Source organism: Lyngbya aestuarii BL J (genome assembly GCF_000478195.2).
In the GTDB taxonomy this organism is placed as follows: domain Bacteria; phylum Cyanobacteriota; class Cyanobacteriia; order Cyanobacteriales; family Microcoleaceae; genus Capilliphycus; species Capilliphycus aestuarii.
In genome coordinates this window covers 55,621-75,770 of record NZ_AUZM01000012.1, presented here as the reverse complement: position 1 = coordinate 75,770, position 20,150 = coordinate 55,621, and the positions used below count along the sequence as shown (strand labels likewise).

The window sequence follows — 20,150 nt, the reverse complement described above, 5'->3', positions numbered from 1 at the left end:
TTTTCAATGGAAAAAGCGAAATTAACGATTTGGGATCGATCTCCTCCGATAAAATAGCAACTTGGGGATTGAGTTCAACGGTGAGGAGTGAGTTGATTATGAGTTGTTGAGTCAATAAAGCAAACAAAAGACCATTAAAAAAACAAGATCACAATGAAATCTTCTATATCACTTTCCGATCAACCCGTCATTTTAGAGAAACCTGCCTTTTGGTCCCATATGTTTTTATGGGTAATCATGCTCGTTTCAACTTCAGCGATTGTCTGGGCCTATTTCGCCCGGATTGAACAAACGGTTCCTGCGGTTGGAGAACTTGAGTTTTCCGACGGGGCGCGAGAGATTCAGGCCCCCACAACCGGCGCCGTGGTTAGATTACACGTTGAAAATGGCGATCGCGTTGTTAAAAATCAACCTCTCCTCACTTTTAGCCCGACAAACCCTAGTGCAGACCTGAAATCCTTAGAACAAGTTCGAGAAACTTTAGAACGAGAAAATCAATTCTATGAAGGGGTTGTCAGGGGTCAAGGGAGTGGACCACTTTCGGCTGAATTGGATACTTTAATTACAGAGCGAGAAGCCCGTATTGGGGAAAATCAAGCCCTGCAATCCCTGCTTGACGAACTTTACAATGGTCGAGGAGGAATCGGGAGTTATAATCCGAGTCTCAGTGGTTTGGTGTCGAACTATCGGGCGGAATATGTCTCTCGAATTAATACGGTACAATTGCAAATTCAAGAGTTAGAAAAACAACTCAATCAAGCTGAAGATGCAGAAGCCGCGGCGCGTGATCAATTAAGGGTGGCTCAATCCCAGTTAGATTATGCACGCAATCAACTCGCTTATTCCCAAGAACAATTAAATTCTGCCCGAGAACAACTCGAACTCGCCAAAGGACAACTCGAAAAATCTAAAGAAGTTTTAGGGTCTAATGAACGAATTCTCGGTAGACTTGATCCGTTAGTCGAAGAAGGGGCGATCGCTGAACTTCAACAAGATCGTCAACAGCAAGAAGTTCTCAGAGGGGAAAATGAAGTCCTCCGACAACAAGATCAAATCGAAACCCGTCTCGGCGAAATTAACCAGCGTCAAGGCGAAATTAATACCCGTAGAGGAGAGGTGAATGCTCGTCAGGGTGAAATTGCCCGGATTGAAGCGGAAATTCAAAATCAAAGGGTTGAACAGGAACGGCTTCAGGTGGCAATTTCTCGAACCACAGAACAATTGCAAAATACAAAAGATGCTTGGGCCAGAGAACTCTATACTCGGATTGAAGAAAATAAAAAGGCAATTGCCAGTACAGATGCTCAACTGGGTCGATATAAACTTGAAAATACAAAGCGATTGTCTGAAATTAATGCTCAACTTGAAAAAGTCGAACAAGAGCGAAATACTCAAGTGTTACGAGCGCCTTCTGGGGGAATTGTTTATGAACTTGCTCCTTCGACCAAAGATGAATCGGAATTAGATGTCAATCAAGATGAGATTTGTCAGTACATTACTACTTCCGTTCTTAATTCAGAAGATCCTCAGATCAAGCGGTGTGAAGAAGCCTATTATGAAGCCCAACAAACGGAAACTTTACTGCAAATTTTAGATGATGATGGCGGTTTAGAAGCGGTTGCTTATGTTCAAAATACTGATGTGGCTTTGGTATTAAATGCGTTACGAAATAAGCGAGAAAAGCTTGCTCCTTACAATGATCAAGAAGTCGCTGGAGAGGTGATTGAATGTACACCCGAGAAAGATTGTGTCTGTCCGGTATCGGAAGAAGCCCGTCAACAATTAGGTTTGGGTGATCGCGATTGTATTCCGGTGGAAGTAAATATTGATGCGTTTCCAGCCGGAGAGTTTGGTACGGTTCCGGGTGAGTTAAAATGGATTAGCCAAGAAGCTATTCCACCCGATGAATTACGTCAATATTTTTCGTTTAAAGCGAAGATTCAGTTAGAACGAGAACACTTTGTTTTAAGTGAAGATGAAGAGATCAAAGTGGATCTACAAGCAGGTATGGCGGTAAATTCTAAGATTAATATTGGTAAACGAACGGTTTTACAAATGTTGTTCAGCCGCCTAACTGGACAGTTTAACAGTGTTACCAATGTGAGATAATTTAATTAAGAGGCAGAAGGCAGAAGGCAATAATAGTTTTTTCCCGACTGCCAACTCCCTATTTCCCAATGGATGTTCAAACAATCTTTAAGTTTTTCTAAAACGTCTCTTATTCTTCTGGCTTTCTATCTTTTACCCCTCGTTATTGTGATTGGGTTTATTACTCAGTTTGGGGTGAATATTCCCGTTTATGATCAATGGGTGTTACCAAAGCTGTTGGAAAAAGTCGCTACAAATCAATTAGATTTTAGTGATTTATTTGAACTTCATAATAATCATCGCATTCTTTTTCCTCGTCTTATTTTTATCGGGTTAGCATTCCTGTCAGACTGGAATATTAAACTCGAAATGTTCTTCAGTCTGGGGTTAGCCGTTTGTACATTTATTGCGCTTTATTCTCTAGCTTCTTTGACTTCATCTCCCCGATATCGCAACTTATTTCATTTAGCCAATCTGTTAACGGGTTACTTAATTTTTAGTTTAAATCAAGAATGGCTTTGGGGATTTCAACTCCCTATTTTTTTAATTAATTTCTGTTTAATTCTGGCTTGTCTAATTTTATATTTAAACTTTTTACACTCAAAAACTAAACTTATTTTAGCTGCAATTTGTTGTATTGTTGCTAGTTTTTCTTCCGCTCAAGGATTAATCACTTGGTTGGCGGTTATTCCCTTAATATTATCACAACAAAATACAAAAATCTCTAAAACAAAGCAACTCTTGATTTGGTTAACTGGATTTGTACTTTCTGCGGCTATTTATGCAATCGGTTATCAACAAGAACCCCGAATTATCAATCTATCCTTAGCTGAATATCTATTAACCGCAATTTCTTTTTTTCTGAATCTCTTAGCCGCTCCCTTAGTAAAATTACCAATCATATCAAGTATAATCGGAGCAATCCTTTTATCTTTATTTCTCGGAATATCTATCTATTATTTAAAAACGGGTTATTTAAAATCTCCAGAACCCTTAACTCAATTGACACCCTGGCTATCTATCGGCTTGTTTTCTTTACTCACTTCTTTGTTAATGACATGGGGACGAGTCGAATGGGGCGGAAACTATCCCCTAACCGCAACTCGATATACAACTCATACTATACTATTAATTATTTCTCTGATTCAACTGTGTAGAGTTTTAATTACTAATCCTCAAACCTTCTGGAAAGTTAACCGGAATAATAGCATTTTAATCTATAGTTTTTGTGCAGGTATTCTCTTGAGTTTAACCTCCGTGAGTTCTCACGCCGCAATCACTCAGGCTCAATTAGAATTCCCGTATAAAACCAGTAGTCAAACCTGCTTAAAGTTATTTTCCTATATCGAAGATTCGGAATTTTTTAAAACCTCACCCAATAGATGTTTACTTCCGATGAGTAAATCAACCTGGTGGATTCGAGAGGGAGTAGAATCATTAGAGAAAATCGAGATGAGAAACTTTGCTGAAAATATACCCTTTGTTGCTCAACCGAATCAAGTTTACGGCTATATCGATCATCCGACAACCCCAGAAACCCCTCTAAAAATCAACACAAATGATATAATTAACCTCAGAGGATGGGCAATATTACCCGAGCAAAAACAACAACCCCGTTTAGTTTTTTTATCTCACGGTAAACAAAATTTATTCTTTGCAAATGCTGATGTGATGCGAGAAAGTCCCGATATTGCCGAATATCTCAATTCTAACCGCTATCGTTTAGCCCGTTGGGAGGTGATATTATCTGCGGAGTCCTTACCCGTCGGGGAAACAGAGATTAAAGCTTGGGTTTATGATCCCCAACACCAGCAATTTGTTCGATTGCAGAGTCAAGTAAAGATTAGCATTGCAACCCAATAAGTCCATTAATTGTGAAAAAATTAAAGATTCAGTCAAATTTTTAGAAAAGTCAAAATTCTTTGTTAAGATGATCTTGGCGAATCGCTGCTTGGATGAGGCATGAATGTAATTCCCACAAAAATTCCGGAAGTTTTAATCCTAGAACCGAAAGTATTCGGAGACGAACGAGGATTTTTCTTTGAAAGTTTCAATCAAAAAAGTTTCGCAGACCAGACAGGTGTAACAACAGAATTTGTTCAAGATAACCACTCACGATCCCGTCAAGGTGTCTTACGAGGCTTGCATTATCAAACCGAGCAAGTCCAGGGCAAACTCTTACGGGTTGTAGCAGGTGAAATCTTTGATGTTGCTGTCGATATCCGCAAAAGTTCTCCCACCTTTGGACAATGGGTTGGATGTATCATCTCGGCGGAAAACAAACGACAATTCTGGGTTCCGCCTAAATTTGCTCATGGATTTTTAGTCCTCTCAGAAGTAGCGGAAGTTCTGTATAAAACGACAGACTATTACGCCCCACAACACGAACGTTCAATTTTGTGGAATGACCCAGATTTAGGCATAGAATGGCCTGTAGATGGAATCACTCCAGTTCTGTCAGCTAAAGATCAAGACGGTAAAACCTTGAAAACTGCGGACGTTTTTCAATGAGACATATTTTACTCATCGGTAAAGACGGCCAATTAGGTCAGGAATTACAACAGGTTCTCGCCCCTTTGGGAGAGATCAAAAGTGTCGGACGGGACAGCTTAGATTTGGCGAACCCAGAAGCAATCGCTAAAATGGTTGCCGAGGTTAAACCTGATCTGATCGTTAACGCCGCAGCGTATACAGCAGTCGATAAAGCCGAAACTGAACAAGATCTCGCACAGGCAATTAATGGTATTGCTCCTGGTATTTTGGCGAAACAAGCCCAAGAAATTGGGGCGACGTTGATTCATGTTTCGACGGATTATGTGTTCGACGGAAGCCAAAGTCATCCCTATTTAGAAACTGATCCGACTCAACCGTTGGGGGTTTATGGTCAGTCGAAATTAGCCGGAGAACAGGCTATTTTGTCAACTCAAGCTAATGCTGCAATTGTGAGAACTGCTTGGGTTTACGGTGTCGGAGGGAAAGGTAATTTTGTTAAAACCATGCTCCGACTCGGCGCCGAACGAGAAGAATTACGAGTCGTTTGTGATCAGGTTGGAAGCCCAACTTGGACAGGGGATTTGGCGGAAGCAATCGTTCAATTGAGTCAGCAGATTAATCCAGAAATTGCTGGAATTTATCACTATACCAATAGTGGTGTTACCAGTTGGTATGATTTGGCGATCGCTATATTTGAAGAAGCCAAACAACTCGGTTTTCCCTTGAAAATTCAACGGGTTGTTCCGATTTCTACGGCTGAATATCCAACTCCGGCTCGTCGTCCAGCTTATTCGGTTTTGAATACCCAAAAAATATCGGCAATACTAGGAAGCTATCCTCCTCATTGGCGACAAAGCTTGAGAAAAATGCTTTCAAAGTTGGCAAAGAAGGGTTAATCAGGTTAGGTTGGATTTGAGGTGTTTGAGGTCGGTCGAGAAACGGTTAAAACCCATTATAAACCTACCCCAAATTCTGCACCTTCTCAACATTTCCCGTGCAAATATTAAAGACTTGACCAATCTTCAGAGATTTTTTTTATGAAAGCACTCATTCTTTCTGGTGGTAAAGGAACTCGCTTACGTCCGTTGACTTATACGGGAGCAAAACAGCTTGTTCCAGTGGCAAATAAGCCGATTTTGTGGTATGGAATTGAAGGAATTGTTGCCGCAGGAATTACGGATATTGGAATTGTCATCAGTCCCGAAACGGGAGAAGAAGTAAAAGCGGTAACAGGAAATGGTGAGCGCTTCGGTGCGAATATTACCTATATTTTACAAGATCAACCCGCAGGTTTGGCTCATGCGGTTAAAATTTCTCAATTCTTTTTAGGGGATTCTCCTTTTATTATGTATTTGGGAGATAACCTGATTCAAAATCAATTGAGTCCTTTTGTAGAACAGTTTAAATCTAAACAATTAGATGCGCTGATTTTACTGCGAAGTGTTGAAAATCCGACGGCATTTGGGGTGGCAGTTGTTGATGAACAAGGACGAGTTTTAAAATTAGTTGAAAAGCCCAAAATTCCTCCTTCAAACTTGGCTTTGGTTGGGGTTTACTTTTTTGATAAAAGCATTCATAGTGCCATTGCGAGTATTCAACCTTCTGCCCGAGGAGAGTTGGAAATTACAGATGCCATTCAAAAACTCATTGAGACGGAGAAAAAAGTCGAAGCTTGTAGTTTAGATGGGTGGTGGCTAGATACCGGGAAAAAAGATGATCTCCTGAGTGCAAATCAGATTATTCTTGATGAATGTATCAAACCTTTAAACAAAGGAGAAACCGATGACAAGAGTCAAATTATCGGACGGGTACAAATTGGTTCAGGAACAAAATTAATTAATTGTAGCGTGCGTGGCCCTGTTGTGATTGGCGAAAATTGTCACTTAGAAAACTGCTTTGTTGGCCCTTATAGTAGTGTCGCCGATGAGGTCACAATTATTGAGGCAGAATTAGAGCATAGCGTCATTTTACAAGGGTCGAAAATTATCAATATTCATCCTCGAATTGTTGATACATTGGTGGGACGACGGGCGTTATTAACAACTAGCCCTCAACGTCCGAAAGCCATGCGGTTTATGATTGGGGATGACAGTCAAATTGAACTCACGTGATTTACTGGATAACGGTTAATTATTACTCAACTTCATTCATTGAGCAGTTAATTAACTCAATTTCAGTTCAATCTGACATCAACTATCGAGTTATCATTGTGAACAATTCACCGGATGATAGCTCGATTTATGCTTGTGAAAATGAGTCAATTATTATTTTAGATTCTCCTGAAAATATTGGTTTTGGTCAAGCTTGTAATTTGGGATTAAATTGGGTTTATCAACAAAATCATCAAGGAATTGTTTGGTTAATTAATCCAGATGCTTATTTACAAAAAGAGAGTCTGAAACAAGTTATTGAGTTTTTTCAACGCTATCCTGATATTTCTATTTTAGGAACCGTTGTTGAGGAACCGACGGGAAAAGTTTGGTTTGGGGGAGGAGAGTTTAACCCGACAACAGGACAAATTATTGCTTTGGATGCTATCCCAGAAACTCCTGTTGTGAACTCAGCTTATATTCCGATGAAATGGGTAACAGGATGTAGTTTATTAATTAACCTCAAACTGTTTTCTGAATGTCCTCAATTTGACTCCGATTATTTTTTATATTACGAAGATTTTGACTTTTGTATGCGATATGGAAAACAAGGACATCCTGTTGTCATGTCTTCGCAAATTCGGGTGACTCATCAACCTTCATCTATTACCAACCAAAATCAACCCTTAAAAGTTCAACACAGTATTTACAGTTATCTTCTGAGTTTAGAAAAGCATAGCAACTTTTGGGTTTTGGGATATCGTTTGTTGAGAATTACTCTTGTTTCTCTAGTATCCTTAGTGATTTCTTCCCAAGTTTCCCATTATAAACTTAGAGGAGTTTGGCTTTATTGTCAAAGATTGCACCTTATAAAAATCATTTCTAAACAAACAAAAAGCAATTAAAATTTACTCAGAGTCGCTTAAGTCTTGAGATTCCATCGGTAACAAAATCTCAAATTCAGTTCCTTCTCCAAGGGTAGAATTTAAAATTAATTGACCCCCATGTTTTTCAACAATAATCTGATGACTAATTGCTAATCCTAGTCCCGTTCCTTTTCCAATAGGTTTTGTTGTGAAGAAGTTATCAAAAATTTTCGCTTGGATTTCGTCTGGAATTCCTAACCCATTATCGGAAATTTTAATATAAAGGTAGTCTTTAGTCTCATCTAAATCACTCCTTTCTAAACTAAACTCATGATTGGATAAAGAATGATGATAGGAATTGAAATCAGAATCAGATAACAGTTTTATTTTAGTCTGAATACAGATTGTAGGTGAGTAGTTCCAATCCTTTTTCATCTGTTCTTCTAAAGCATCAATGCTATTTGCAATTAAGTTCATAAAAACTTGGCTTAATTGTCCGGGATAACAGGGAAACAAAGGTAAATTATCATAATCTTTAACGACTTCAATTCCCATTTTTAGACGACTTTTTAAAATCAACAACGTACTATCTAAACAGTCGTGAATATCGGTTTCTTGTTTGCAAGAATCATCCATATACGAGAAACTTCTCAGACTGCTGACAAGCTGATTCATCCGTTCAGACGACACTTGTATACTTTTTAATAAGTCGGGAAAGTCTTGTTTAACAAACTCTAAATCTAGGTTTTCTTTTAAGTGTTTGATGTCATTTCCTGAATCTGGAAATTTTTGTTCATAAGCGGCTAAAACCATTGATATTGTTTCATAACTCTCTTGGATAAACTTAGAATTCCCCGAAATACAATTGAGAGGATTTCTTAATTCGTGAGCCAGTCCAGCCACCATTTGACCCAGTAAAACTAACTTTTCAGTTTGAATAAGTTGGGCTTGAGTTTTTTCATGGAGTAACTGAGTTGCAAGTTGATGAAGATAAGATTGAGCGAGTAATAACTGTTGCGTATCAAGAACTTGATATTCTTCAGGAAAGAGACGAACTACTATCGGTTCATAGAGCATTTCTGTATCTCTTTGTACGGCTTTTTTCGCCGCTTCTAAAATCGGAGTATTTCCTGATAATAACAACAGTTTATCAGAAACAAAACGTTGCAGTAATCGAATAGAACGATTTAAAAATAGTTCTCGTCCATAGGGACGACTCAGCATTTTTAAAAATCGACGGTGAGAAATGATTCCCACAAACTTTCCTTGATCTGTTAGAATAATACCAGGAATAAAAGGATGAGTTTCAAAAATACGAGTCAGAGCAACTCCAGGTTGTTCAATATCGACTGTAAAGCTATAAAGCGGTAAGTCTTGGAGAGTTGATTCTAAATGGATCTCTTGAGTTAAAAAAACCGAAGAACTAGAGAATAAAGATTCGGATGTCATAACCATAATAAACTGAAGTCTTCTTGAGTAATTGGTTAACAAGCTGATCGTATAACCCAGATAATTTTTTTATAAAAACAATTCTATAAAAACAATACTACGATACAACTCAATAATTGATTGCAAACTATATTTTTATGCACTACAAACAACCAATCTTATCGATTAATATACACCCCGAACAATCAAATTTAACGCAGTTTATTGCTGTCAATCATTCCCTGAAATGTCTCTGAGTGAGTCAAAAAAATTGTGAGTACCAACCAATAAACTTGATTCATTTTTAGATCAAAAGGATAAATGACTTTGAAAATCTAAAAACAATCCCCTAGAGAGGTGACTGTAGCAATATGTTGATCTGCGTCTAGGATTTTAACTGATTAAGCTGCCTTTTCAACAGAACTTGATGCAGTTATCCTTTTTAGTGTAACCAATTGACCACCCAAGTTAGGTTAAGAATAGATTATATTTTCACAGATGTGACTTTCCTCTGAGTTTCACAGAGAGAGTAATTTGACTCAATTTTAAACCCGCTTAGGCGTTGAGAAGATCTCCCCGATCACCCCTGTAGCCAAACTTGGCGATCGCATCCGTAGAATTACTGAGATTTTCGATTTTTACCAACTATTAATCACACCCGAAACTGTAGCAGATCTTAATCAAAAGTCCCAAATCATAAATCGGATGAGATAGATCTTTGATTAGAATTATGCTAAATTAATCCCATAAAATTAATCCAAATAATGAGAGGATTGTACTATGGGTTATGTTCACGAAGTTAAATTTTTTAGAGACAAGAAATCTCAAAAGTTAATGATCGCACTCTTTGACATTCCCCCGCTCTTTTGTTCAGAGTTTTGGCTGAAGAACATTGAGGCGAGTCAATATAATATATCCTCACTTCCGACTGGGTTTAAACTCGACAAAAAATATTCAGTTAAAGAACTAGGAATTCAACCCTTTCTCGATTCAGACAAACCTGATTTAAGTTCAATTTTTCAAAAAAACAAAACTCCAGTTGTTGATGAAATCGTGCGTTTATTCAAAGAAAAAGTTGACTATAATAGTCAAAATGCAGGATTATTAATCTCTCAGCGAGATGTTGCAAACCATTTCCATATCACCATTTCTGACACTCATTGTTTCAACTTTGGAGGTGACGGCTTTGCCGTTTTTTCCATTCCCCAAAATGCTGAAATCCTTTCAACAGTTAAACTTTTAAACCGTCAACAAGTCTTAGATCGATGTCTAATTGCCTATGAACTTTTTAAAGACTGGGACTATGGATTTTTAGGCTGGAACTGTGAACATTTTTCTCGACTCGTCACAACAGGTGTCGCCGTTAGCTATCAAGTCAAAGAATCACCCCTAGCCTGGTTAAATCATAATGGTTATCACCCCTTAGCCCAAGAAATGATCGATCAAGCCGTCAAAAATCACCTAACAAATGATCAATAACTGTTCTTGATGGATGTCTCTGATCCTGATAGTCTAATGAAGACGGTGATTTACTGGTAAAAGTGGCATCGGGTTACACCGTCTGAGCGCACGATCAGTTGCGAATCGCGATCTACTCAAAAACAAACATGGTAGAACCCCACTCAAAACATCCCATAGAACAGAAGACGACTCTCGTTGCGAAAGCATTTCAATCCCTAGCTCGTCCTAACATAACATCTCCCCTGAGCAAGTCTCCGTCAACGGTTCCTAGCGAGAGACAAAAAACAACAACATTAGTCGGAATCACCGTGCTGGCGAGTCTAGCCGTACTCAGCACCCTGATTGCTATTAGTATCTTAGTAGAAAACCATCGACTCAGCGATCGCCTTCAAGCCACAGAATCGCGTCAACAACCCCCCTCAGAAAAAGAGAAAAAACAGCGCTTACAACAGCAAACCCTAGACTCTCGTCAATGTCCCGAATGTGATCTCAGTGGTGCAAACTTCCGAGACGCCAACCTCCGCGAAGCCTACCTGTGGAAAGCCAACCTCTCCAACGCCGATCTCTCCGATGCTTACCTGGAAAAAGCGGATCTGCGGGGAGTTAAACTTGAAGGGGCTGATCTCGGTTATGCCATGCTCAAAGGGGCAAACTTGGGTTATGCTAACTTCGTTCGGGCTAGACTCGCCAATACCGATCTCAGCAATGCGAATCTCTGGCAAGCGAATTTTAGAGAAGCCTATTTAGTAGATGCGAATTTACAACAAGCGGATCTACGAGGCGCTAAACTCGAAGGGGCGAATCTCAGAGCAGCAAAACTGATCCAAGCCAACCTCGAAGGCGCAATTCTGCTTGGTGCAAATTTAGAAAACGCCAACTTCCATCAAGCTTCTCTCAAAGGCGCCAATCTTGCTAAAACTCAAATGACTCGCGCTGATCTCGGCTTTGCGAACCTCCAAAAAGCGAGTCTCGGCGATGCACAACTGAGTCAAGCCAACCTAGAAAGTGCAGATCTCACCGAAGCAAAACTCTGGGTTGCTAAACTTGAAAACGCTAACCTCAATAATGCCATTTTAGAAAAAGCAAAATTGGGATTTGCCCAACTCAAAGGCGCAAATTTAGAGGATGCAAACTTAACCGATGCGATCCTCGAAGGCGTTATTCTAGAAGATGCTAACCTAGAAGATGCGAACCTCGAAGGCGCAAAATTAGAACAGGCGAACCTGATTGGAGCCTATCTCAAAGATGCTAACCTGACGGAAGCAAACCTACAAGGTGCTGATCTGCGAGGCGCAAACCTCACTAAAGCTAATCTTAGAAATGCGTATCTACAAGGGGCGAATTTGCGGGGGGCGAACCTGAAAGGGGCGAGTCTGAAAGGGACGAATTTACGAGATGTGGATCTAACAGGGGCGATTTTACCCAATGGAAAAATCTATTCAGATTAGAGGAATCTGAGGGGTCTGTTGTCAATCAATGTTCATACTTATTTACAAAATTGTATTGAATTGTATCGACTGAATTGAAGTGATTCGCAAAATGTAATAATAATGAACTTGTTCAGACCGTGATCATCTCGATCAGTTGTCTAATGTTTTTAACGATCAACTGAACAATTAGAGCCACAGTTTTTTAACTCCAGAATTGACACTTTTAACGCATCTTTTGAGATCTTATGAGTAACTCCTCTCGCTTAAATCTTGTTCAACGTCCCCGTCGAATTCGTCGTACAGAAGCCCTGCGACGGATGACTTGTGAAACCCAACTCACCGTTAATGATTTAATTTATCCCCTGTTTATTATGGAAGGGGAAAATACCAAAGTTGAAGTAACTTCAATGCCCGGTAGTTACCGTTATACCTTAGATTTATTATTGAAGGAAGTTGCAGAAGCTCATGCTTTAGGGATTCCGGCGATCGCTTTATTTCCCCTCGTTGCTGAAGACAAAAAAGATAACGCGGGAACTGAAAGTTATAACCCCGATGGATTGATTCAACGCACCGTTCGGGCAATTAAACAAGAACTTCCCGACATGATGATTGTAACAGATGTTGCCCTTGATCCTTTTTCGAGTAAAGGTCACGATGGCATTGTTAGCGATGACGGAGAAATTCTCAACGATGAAACCGTCGAAGTTTTAGTCAAACAAGCCATTTCTCACGCCGAAGCCGGGGCTGATATTGTTGCGCCTTCTGATATGATGGATGGTCGAATTGGGGCGATTCGTCAGGGCTTAGATGCAGCAGGATATACAAATGTCAGTATCCTAGCTTATTCTGCAAAATATGCTTCGGCTTATTATGGCCCGTTCCGAGATGCCTTAGATTCGGCACCAAAGTTTGGGGATAAAAAAACCTATCAAATGAACCCCGCCAACGCCCGCGAAGCGTTAACTGAAGTGGAATTAGATATCGCAGAAGGGGCGGATATGGTGATGGTTAAACCCGCACTGGCTTACTTAGATATTATTCAGTTAGTGCGATCAACGACTAACCTTCCGGTTGCGGCTTATAATGTTAGTGGGGAATACGCCATGATCAAGGCGGCCGGAGAAAAGGGTTGGATAGATGAGAAAAAAGTAATGCTAGAAACCCTAACCAGTATGAAGCGAGCAGGTGCAGATGTGATTTTAACCTATTTTGCGAAAGAAGTCGCTTTAATTCTACACTAAACCTGATTTTATTGTACAATAGAATAACTTTTGAGCCGGGGAGAAAAAACTCCTTGGCTCATTTAATATAAAGAATCAATAATTTTTATAAAGTATTTGTGATCAATAGAGCAAAATGGCGTAGAAATTGACCAGAATTTCAAAAAATGATAGCATATAGAATATAAAAATAAACTCAGCTTTAAATAAATTAATCCTAAAATAAACCTTATTTAAAGACAAAAAACATCATAAATGCCACACCAAGAATACTTTCTGCATCAAATCACAAACCGGATTCGGCAATCTCTAGAATTGTCAGAAATCCTCAATACAGCAGTTGAAGAAATTCGTTCCTTTTTAAAGGTAGATCGGGTCAAAATTTACCGCTTTGATACCGATGGTAGTGGTGAAGTGATTGCTGAGTCTCTAGAAGAAAATAGTCTTCCTTCGCTCTTAAACTTGAAGTTTCCAGCAACAGATATTCCCAATCGTGATCGACAACTCTTTCTCAAAGCAAGACAGCGAGTTATTGTAGATATCGCCACGCAACGCCGAATTACCAGTAACCTTGACAGTCAAACCACCGGAGAACAACTCCCCCAAGAAGACATTCGCTACGCCCCGGTCGATCCTTGCCATATTAAATATCTCAATGCCATGGGTGTACAAGCCTCACTGGTGACTCCAATTTTACACGGGAAGTCCCTCTGGGGCTTACTCGCCATTCATCATCAAACACCTCGTCCCTACAAACCGCGAGAACTCCAAATCATTCAACTGATCGTCGATCAAGTCTCCATTGCCATCTCTCAGTCAGACCTTCTCCGTCGCACCCGAGAACAAGCCCGTTATGAAGCGATCATCAATCAAGTCAGTCAACTGCTTCACTGTCCCCTTTCCGTCAATCAAATTCGCCAGCGCGTCCTAGAAGAAGCTGTAGCCGCCCTCAACGGTTCAGGAGGTCGATTATACATCGTAGCGGAACCGACAGGTATCCCCGCCCAACTGTACATCACCGGAGAGCAACCTTGTCAACCCTTCCTCGAAGAAATCCCTCAATGGCAAAATTTTATTCATCCCCTCGGAAAACTCGATGCCAAACTACCCGAAACAGAATCAATTGAACAATGGCAACACCATTACCAACAACTTCAGAATTCTCCAGCCACCTCCTGGAATCTCGGAGAACAAAATCATCAAGTGATCACCATCACCCAATTACAAGCCAATCCCCATCTCAGCACAATCGCCAATGCGTTTGAGAGAACCAATATTCGTTCAATTGCCCTGATTCCCATCCAGTTTCACCACCAACAAGTCGGCTGTCTAACGATCTTTCGCAACGGCTACAACAGCGACATTTACTGGGCTGGTCATTACAGTCAGGACGAACGCCATCAAATGCCCCGTGCCTCCTTTGAAGTGTGGCGAGAACAAAAATTTGACCAAAATCCGACTTGGAGTTCTCAAGAACTCAAACTCGCTCTTGCCATCAGCCTTCATCTATACATGGCGATCGCTCAAAAACGAGTCGAATCCATTATACGTTATCAAGCCTGCCACGATGCCCTGACTCGGCTTCCCAACCGTCTCCTGTTTGACGAACAACTCGCCCTCGCCCTCGCCAACAGCAAACAACAACCAGAACTTTTAGGGGTCGCCTTTTTAGATCTCGATCGCTTTAAAGTGATTAACGATACCCTCGGCCACGCCACTGGAGATCAGCTATTGCAGCAAGTCGCCACCCGTCTCAAGCAATGTTTACGAAACTGTGACACCATTGCCCGTTGGGGGGGAGATGAATTCACCCTACTTTTCCCTCATCTGGCCTCTACCGACGAAATCACCAAAATTGCTCAAAAAATACTCGATAAACTTAGTATTCCCTTCGTGATCGACAATCAAGAACTGTATGTCACCGCCAGTCTAGGTATCGCCCTGTGTCCCGATGATGCTGAAGACGCCCAAACCCTACTCAAGCACGCCGATGCCGCCATGTATCGCGCCAAAAAGCTAGGTCGTAACAACTCTCAATTGTTTGCCGAAGAAATGCACCATGAAGCCCTCAACCAATTAACCCTAGAAGCAGACTTACGACGGGCTTTAATCCAAGAAGAATTTTTACTCTATTATCAACCTCAAGTCGAAATCAGCACAGGCCGGATCGTCGGTTTAGAAGCCTTAATTCGCTGGCAACATCCCAAACTCGGCTTCGTTCCCCCCGACCAATTCATTCCCCTCGCTGAAGAAATTGGCTTAATTGCACCGATTGGACAATGGGTCTTACAAACCGCTTGTATTCAACATCAATCTTGGCAGGCTGAAGGTTTGCCTCCCCTACGAATTGCCGTTAATTTATCAGCCCGACAATTTCATCAGTCTCAACTGATCAAAATTATTCTCCAAACCCTCGAGGCCACCGAAATCGATCCTCAATATTTGGAGTTAGAAATTACCGAAAGTGCCGCCATGCAGGATGTTGAATTTACCATCCAAACTTTACAAGAACTGCGAGAAATGGGCTTGCACATCACCATTGATGATTTTGGCACAGGCTACTCCTCCCTCAATGTTCTCAAGCATTTTCCCTTGAATACCCTGAAAATTGACCGCTCTTTTGTCCAAGATATCGTGGAAAATTCTAGTGATGCGGCGATCGCTCAAACCATTGTCGCACTCGGCCAGGGACTCAAACTACAAGTCGTTGCCGAAGGGGTAGAAACACCTCAACAACTGTCATTTTTACGTTCCATTCACTGCGATCTCGCCCAAGGCTATTACTTCTGTCCCCCGGTTCCCGCCATTGAAATCACTCAATTGCTTCGTCAGTCTGACTTCAGTTTAAAGGTTAATCCTTCTATCTGTTCCTAAACTCTCCCGACCCCTGGAGTGCATCTTTTTTTCTGACAATTCGTGCAATTTCCTACCGTCCCCGTCCCCGCTTTCAGTTAGACTGAGAATAGATGAGGTCTATTTTATTGCCTATCATGTCATCAACTGCAACACCCCTACCGCCATCGCTCGATCGCATTGTTCAACGGTTCAAACGTGCATCCTCCAATAAACTGCGCTACGAACAACTGATCACACTAGCTCAAAAATTGTCCGAATTTCCGGCTGATGCTAAAATTCCAGACAATAAAGTTCCCGGCTGTGTCTCTCAAGTTTACGTGATTGCCGATTTAGATGAAAACGGTAAAGTACAATTTCAAGGAGACTCAGATTCCCAACTCACCAAAGGATTAGTCGCCTTATTAATTCGGGGTTTAAATGGGCTTGAGAGTGCAGAAATCGAAAAAATAGCCCCCGACTTTATTCAAGAAACCGGCTTACAAGCCAGTCTCACTCCTTCCCGCGCGAACGGATTTTATAACATCTTTAAAACGATGCAGCAAAAAGCGATCGCCACTCAAAGCTAATTGACTTTAACTCCTCATTCCTCCTCGGGCTGCTCTTGTTGAATAAAAGATGATCAATCAAGATTATTTGTGGATAGAAACCCTAAAATTTAACGACCAAGGATTAATTCCAGCCATCGCCCAAGACTATCACGATCATACCGTTTTAATGATGGCTTGGATGAATCTCGAAGCGCTGAAAAAAACCCTCGAAACCGGAGAAGTTCACTATTGGAGTCGTTCTCGGGCTGAACTTTGGCACAAAGGAGCAACATCCGGGCATATTCAAATTGTGAAAGAACTCTACTACGATTGTGATGCAGATGTATTGTTAATTAAAATCGAGCAAGTTGGAGATATCGCCTGTCATACCGGAGTTAGAAGTTGTTTTTTTAATTCTGTTCCGCTCAAATCTTCTAGAGAAATTAAAGACTGAAATTTATCTTCAAGAACTCAATTTAAACCTTAATTGTTAACTCTTAACTTGTTACTATAAAGAATGAATCTTAAAATTTATAACACCCAAACCCGCACAAAAGAAACCTTTACTCCTCTAGAACCCCAACAAGTTAAAATGTATTGCTGCGGAGTCACAGTTTATGACTATTGCCATTTGGGTCATGCCCGTTCTTATATTTTTTGGGATGTGGTTCGCCGTTATTTAGAATGGATAGGATATACCGTCAAATACGTTCAAAACTTTACCGATATTGACGATAAAATTCTCAACCGGGCAAAAAAAGAAAACTCCTCAATGGAAGCTGTCTCTGAACGCTTTATCGAAGCTTATTTTGAAGATCTCCGGCGTTTAAACATTCGAGATGCCGATGCTTATCCTCGCGCTACTGATAATATTTCTGAAATTTATCAACTTATTCAACAACTTGAAAAAAAAGGGTATGCTTACGCCAGCAAAGGCGATGTTTTTTACAATGTAGAAAAATTCCCCGAATACGGTAAACTCTCCGGGCGCAAACAAGATCAACTTCAAGCAGGCGCCAGTGGGCGAGTTTCGGGGGCTGAAGGCGAAAAGAAACATTCCTCTGACTTTGCCCTTTGGAAAGCCGCAAAACCCGGAGAACCAGCTTGGAAGTCTCCTTGGGGAGAAGGGCGCCCCGGTTGGCATATCGAATGTTCTGCAATGGTACGGCGACTCTTGGGCGCAACCATTGACATTCACGGGGGCGGTGGAGATTTAATCTTTCCTCACCATGAAAACGAAATTGCTCAGTCAGAAGCGGCGAACTGTGAACCCTTGGCTCGTTTTTGGATGCACAATGGGTTTGTGACCGTTAGTGGTGAAAAGATGTCAAAGTCTTTGGGAAATTTTACCACAATTCGTCAATTGCTGGAAACGGTTGATCCGATGGTGATTCGGTTATTTGTGTTGGGAGCAAGTTATCGTAAGCCTTTAGATTTTACGAATGACGCGATCGCATCAGCGGAAAATGGTTGGAATACTTTAAAAGAAGGGTTGTTGTTTAAATCTCAATACGGCGAGAAATTGGGAGGGTGGGATGATCACGAAAAGCCGCCCGCTCTGCATTCAGAAGCCGTTGAACGCTTCCAAACTGCAATGGATGACGATTTTAACACGCCAGGGGGTTTGGCGGTTTTATTTGAATTGGCGAAGGAGTTACGCAAAGAAGGTAACGTTCTTACTCACGAAGGTAAAACCGAAACTCCCCTCAAACAAATTCAACAAACCTGGTGGACTTTGGTACAACTCGCTTCGGTGTTGGGGTTGGAAGTTGACGCGGAAGAAACTTCAACAGATACCACACCAGGGTTAAGCGATCAGGAGATCGAAGACTTAGTTCAACAGCGTCTGGCTGCCCGCAAAGCTAAAAATTATGCCGAAGGCGATCAAATTCGCGATCGCTTAAAAGAAGCCGGAATTACTTTAATTGATCGTCCGGGGGGAGAAACAGTCTGGCATCGATGAGTTGAGGATCGGGAGACAGTTGTGATCACTTCTGTCTCTTTATTTTGTCAAAAAGTATCTTTTGTAACAGATTTTAAATTCTGTATTCTAAGCTACAAAAAATTGATAAACTAAGTAAAGAGTCATAGATGACAGCAGCAAGGGGATCGAGGCATGAATACTCAAGAACAGTTAAAGTGTTATCGAATTGAGTCCAAGCGGGGTGATCGCCTCAGCCTGGTGATCATCATCGTGTTAAATTCTTTGTCGATGGGATTACTTCCGATTGCGATACTACCGATGTCTGTGATTTCTACTGACTTCATTCCCCACGAAGCGAGTTTGTGGAAAGACTAAAAATAAATAATTCCTTAAAGTGTTATCTGGGCAAAGCCGGGTGTCAAACAGACAAAGTTGATCTGTAATATCGAGAGTCTGGGGGTAAATTGTTTTCAACTTTCAGGAAAGCCAGACTCCGAGTAATAGAGCGAAATTAGCTCAATATAAGCATCTTAACGATCTGGAAACAGCGATCGCAACGAACGCCATGTTGCCATAATTTGTATCATAGATAACTTTAACAATCATCGATTTGATAAACAATCAGAACATCAAAAATTAAAATCGCAGAAAACCAGTCCAAAAACAGATTAGAATGGGGCCAGTTTTATGTAAGAATATTATCCAATTCTTATGTTAGAACCGCAGAGGTATCAAGTATGCAGACAAAATATGAATCCTCCTCTAATCCGACCGAAGCCCAACACTCAAGTCATTTATCTCCAGTGAAATCAATCGGCACATCTGAACTCCCTCCCGCAGTTAAAACCTCCTCACTGGTTGCTTTAGTTGCCATCATATTCGCAACCTTAGTCGGTTCTTTGTTAGCGAGTCCTTCACCCGAAGAAATCGCCAGCCAAAGTGAGGAGATAGAATCACTCACCCCAACATCAACCGATACCAGTTCTATCGTTGTTGTCGAAGATCTAGAGACTGAAACTCCAGTAACACCGACAACAGAGACAGACAGCGAGATTGTCATTCCAACCCCAGACTCTGAGACAGACAGTGAGATTGCCACTCCAGACTCTGAAATGGAAATCAGCGAACCCGATATTACCGATCCCACAGCAGGTTCAACGACTTCAACCCTAACCCCAGAAACAGAAATAGAAATAGAAACAACCGCACCGACAACCGATGCAACCGTTTCTCCCCCCGAAGCATCAACCTCACCATCAGGGCTACCTGCTGTAACTTCTTCACCCAGCGTAGAGGAAACTCAACCCCCGGTAGAGACTGACCCCGTAGCAACCCCACCGACTCAACCGGATACCCTTAACCCCGTTGCTGAAACACCAGACAGTGAAATTGCTGCATCGACTCCCGAAACAGCAACCCCAGAAGAGACAATGACCGCAGCAGCCCCAGAAGAAGTCGATACAACCCAGTTAAGCCAGAGTCTCTATAATCAAATTGACTCCACTTGGACTTCGCCGGTTGATGGAGAGTCTGCTTATGTGGTGAAACTCAACAGCGAGGGTGAGATTATCGGATACGAACCAAAATCTCAAGTGGCAAAGAATAACGTTGAGAATACACCCCTTCCTGAGTTAGTGAAGTCTGACGCTGCCTCGACTGACCCGGCTGCCCAATTTGAAGTAGTATTTTCAACTTCTGGAATTTTAGAAGTGAAGCCTCCTCAGTAGTTTTTGAGAAGATTTCCCCCGAGAAAAACCGACTGGGGCG

Annotated in this window: 16 protein-coding genes; 15 read left to right on the top strand and 1 reads right to left on the bottom strand. The window is 41.2% G+C overall.

Annotated elements, in window-relative coordinates:
* The first annotated feature begins 153 nt into the window (after nucleotides 1-153).
* From M595_RS07600 to M595_RS07575, 6 genes are all read left to right on the top strand, one after another.
* Nucleotides 154-2,109 carry a beta-barrel domain-containing protein gene (locus M595_RS07600; RefSeq protein WP_040483749.1) on the top strand — a complete coding sequence of 652 codons (1,956 nt, stop codon included), beginning with the start codon at nucleotides 154-156 and terminating at the stop codon, nucleotides 2,107-2,109.
* Nucleotides 2,110-2,181: 72 nt separating this feature from the next.
* Nucleotides 2,182-3,951 (top strand): membrane protein, encoded by a 1,770-nt coding sequence (locus M595_RS07595; RefSeq protein WP_023065526.1) that lies wholly within the window; start codon nucleotides 2,182-2,184, stop codon nucleotides 3,949-3,951.
* Between the two features lie 99 nt (nucleotides 3,952-4,050).
* Nucleotides 4,051-4,599, top strand: coding sequence for a dTDP-4-dehydrorhamnose 3,5-epimerase (rfbC, locus tag M595_RS07590; protein WP_009783380.1), 549 nt, complete (start codon nucleotides 4,051-4,053; stop codon nucleotides 4,597-4,599).
* Complete coding sequence (rfbD, locus tag M595_RS07585; protein ID WP_023065493.1) at nucleotides 4,596-5,477, top strand: dTDP-4-dehydrorhamnose reductase; 882 nt, start codon at nucleotides 4,596-4,598, stop codon at nucleotides 5,475-5,477. Before rfbC ends, rfbD begins: the two co-directional genes overlap by 4 nt.
* Nucleotides 5,478-5,618: 141 nt before the next feature.
* A complete protein-coding gene (locus M595_RS07580; RefSeq protein ID WP_023065529.1) occupies nucleotides 5,619-6,692 on the top strand; it encodes a glucose-1-phosphate thymidylyltransferase in 1,074 nt (357 codons plus the stop codon).
* Complete coding sequence (locus M595_RS07575) at nucleotides 6,689-7,576, top strand: glycosyltransferase (protein WP_023065500.1); 888 nt, start codon at nucleotides 6,689-6,691, stop codon at nucleotides 7,574-7,576. The genes M595_RS07580 and M595_RS07575 overlap by 4 nt, the downstream gene beginning before the upstream one ends.
* A gap of 3 nt (nucleotides 7,577-7,579) precedes the next feature.
* On the opposite strand, the gene M595_RS07570 is transcribed toward M595_RS07575, so the two are convergent.
* Complete coding sequence (locus M595_RS07570; protein WP_040483748.1) at nucleotides 7,580-8,992, bottom strand: sensor histidine kinase; 1,413 nt, start codon at nucleotides 8,990-8,992, stop codon at nucleotides 7,580-7,582.
* Between the two features lie 753 nt (nucleotides 8,993-9,745).
* On the opposite strand from M595_RS07570, the gene M595_RS07565 reads away from it, so the two are divergent.
* From M595_RS07565 to M595_RS07525, 9 genes are all read left to right on the top strand, one after another.
* Nucleotides 9,746-10,444 (top strand): hypothetical protein, encoded by a 699-nt coding sequence (locus M595_RS07565; RefSeq protein WP_023065574.1) that lies wholly within the window; start codon nucleotides 9,746-9,748, stop codon nucleotides 10,442-10,444.
* A gap of 128 nt (nucleotides 10,445-10,572) precedes the next feature.
* Nucleotides 10,573-11,874 carry a pentapeptide repeat-containing protein gene (locus M595_RS07560; RefSeq protein ID WP_023065554.1) on the top strand — a complete coding sequence of 434 codons (1,302 nt, stop codon included), beginning with the start codon at nucleotides 10,573-10,575 and terminating at the stop codon, nucleotides 11,872-11,874.
* Between the two features lie 227 nt (nucleotides 11,875-12,101).
* Nucleotides 12,102-13,097, top strand: coding sequence for a porphobilinogen synthase (gene hemB, locus M595_RS07555; RefSeq protein ID WP_023065558.1), 996 nt, complete (start codon nucleotides 12,102-12,104; stop codon nucleotides 13,095-13,097).
* Between the two features lie 234 nt (nucleotides 13,098-13,331).
* The gene (locus M595_RS07550; RefSeq protein WP_023065555.1) at nucleotides 13,332-15,950 is read left to right on the top strand and encodes a bifunctional diguanylate cyclase/phosphodiesterase; all 2,619 of its coding nucleotides are present in this window, start codon (nucleotides 13,332-13,334) and stop codon (nucleotides 15,948-15,950) included.
* Between the two features lie 116 nt (nucleotides 15,951-16,066).
* A complete protein-coding gene (locus tag M595_RS07545) occupies nucleotides 16,067-16,498 on the top strand; it encodes a SufE family protein (protein WP_023065509.1) in 432 nt (143 codons plus the stop codon).
* Between the two features lie 49 nt (nucleotides 16,499-16,547).
* On the top strand, nucleotides 16,548-16,913 hold the full coding sequence (gene hisI / locus M595_RS07540; RefSeq protein ID WP_023065512.1) for a phosphoribosyl-AMP cyclohydrolase: 366 nt from the start codon (nucleotides 16,548-16,550) through the stop codon (nucleotides 16,911-16,913).
* Between the two features lie 63 nt (nucleotides 16,914-16,976).
* A complete protein-coding gene (cysS, locus tag M595_RS07535; RefSeq protein WP_023065566.1) occupies nucleotides 16,977-18,422 on the top strand; it encodes a cysteine--tRNA ligase in 1,446 nt (481 codons plus the stop codon).
* Nucleotides 18,423-18,575: 153 nt separating this feature from the next.
* Entirely contained in the window at nucleotides 18,576-18,758 is a 183-nt protein-coding gene (locus M595_RS07530) for a hypothetical protein (RefSeq protein WP_023065568.1), read from the top strand.
* A 362-nt stretch (nucleotides 18,759-19,120) separates the two neighbouring features.
* A complete protein-coding gene (locus M595_RS07525; RefSeq protein WP_023065556.1) occupies nucleotides 19,121-20,110 on the top strand; it encodes a hypothetical protein in 990 nt (329 codons plus the stop codon).
* Nucleotides 20,111-20,150 lie beyond the last annotated feature (40 nt).

What these genes read in the sequence shown, in the direction of transcription:
- M595_RS07550 (WP_023065555.1), top strand. Translation starts at nt 13,332, where the DNA reads ATGCCACACCAAGAATACTTTCTGCATCAAATCACAAACCGGATTCGG.
- M595_RS07545 (WP_023065509.1), top strand. Translation starts at nt 16,067, where the DNA reads ATGTCATCAACTGCAACACCCCTACCGCCATCGCTCGATCGCATTGTT.
- M595_RS07580 (WP_023065529.1), top strand. Translation starts at nt 5,619, where the DNA reads ATGAAAGCACTCATTCTTTCTGGTGGTAAAGGAACTCGCTTACGTCCG.
- hisI (WP_023065512.1), top strand. Translation starts at nt 16,548, where the DNA reads ATGATCAATCAAGATTATTTGTGGATAGAAACCCTAAAATTTAACGAC.
- rfbD (WP_023065493.1), top strand. Translation starts at nt 4,596, where the DNA reads ATGAGACATATTTTACTCATCGGTAAAGACGGCCAATTAGGTCAGGAA.
- M595_RS07565 (WP_023065574.1), top strand. Translation starts at nt 9,746, where the DNA reads ATGGGTTATGTTCACGAAGTTAAATTTTTTAGAGACAAGAAATCTCAA.
- M595_RS07525 (WP_023065556.1), top strand. Translation starts at nt 19,121, where the DNA reads ATGCAGACAAAATATGAATCCTCCTCTAATCCGACCGAAGCCCAACAC.
- hemB (WP_023065558.1), top strand. Translation starts at nt 12,102, where the DNA reads ATGAGTAACTCCTCTCGCTTAAATCTTGTTCAACGTCCCCGTCGAATT.
- M595_RS07560 (WP_023065554.1), top strand. Translation starts at nt 10,573, where the DNA reads ATGGTAGAACCCCACTCAAAACATCCCATAGAACAGAAGACGACTCTC.
- rfbC (WP_009783380.1), top strand. Translation starts at nt 4,051, where the DNA reads ATGAATGTAATTCCCACAAAAATTCCGGAAGTTTTAATCCTAGAACCG.
- M595_RS07570 (WP_040483748.1), bottom strand. Translation starts at nt 8,992, where the DNA reads ATGGTTATGACATCCGAATCTTTATTCTCTAGTTCTTCGGTTTTTTTA.
- M595_RS07595 (WP_023065526.1), top strand. Translation starts at nt 2,182, where the DNA reads ATGTTCAAACAATCTTTAAGTTTTTCTAAAACGTCTCTTATTCTTCTG.
- M595_RS07600 (WP_040483749.1), top strand. Translation starts at nt 154, where the DNA reads ATGAAATCTTCTATATCACTTTCCGATCAACCCGTCATTTTAGAGAAA.
- M595_RS07530 (WP_023065568.1), top strand. Translation starts at nt 18,576, where the DNA reads ATGAATACTCAAGAACAGTTAAAGTGTTATCGAATTGAGTCCAAGCGG.
- cysS (WP_023065566.1), top strand. Translation starts at nt 16,977, where the DNA reads ATGAATCTTAAAATTTATAACACCCAAACCCGCACAAAAGAAACCTTT.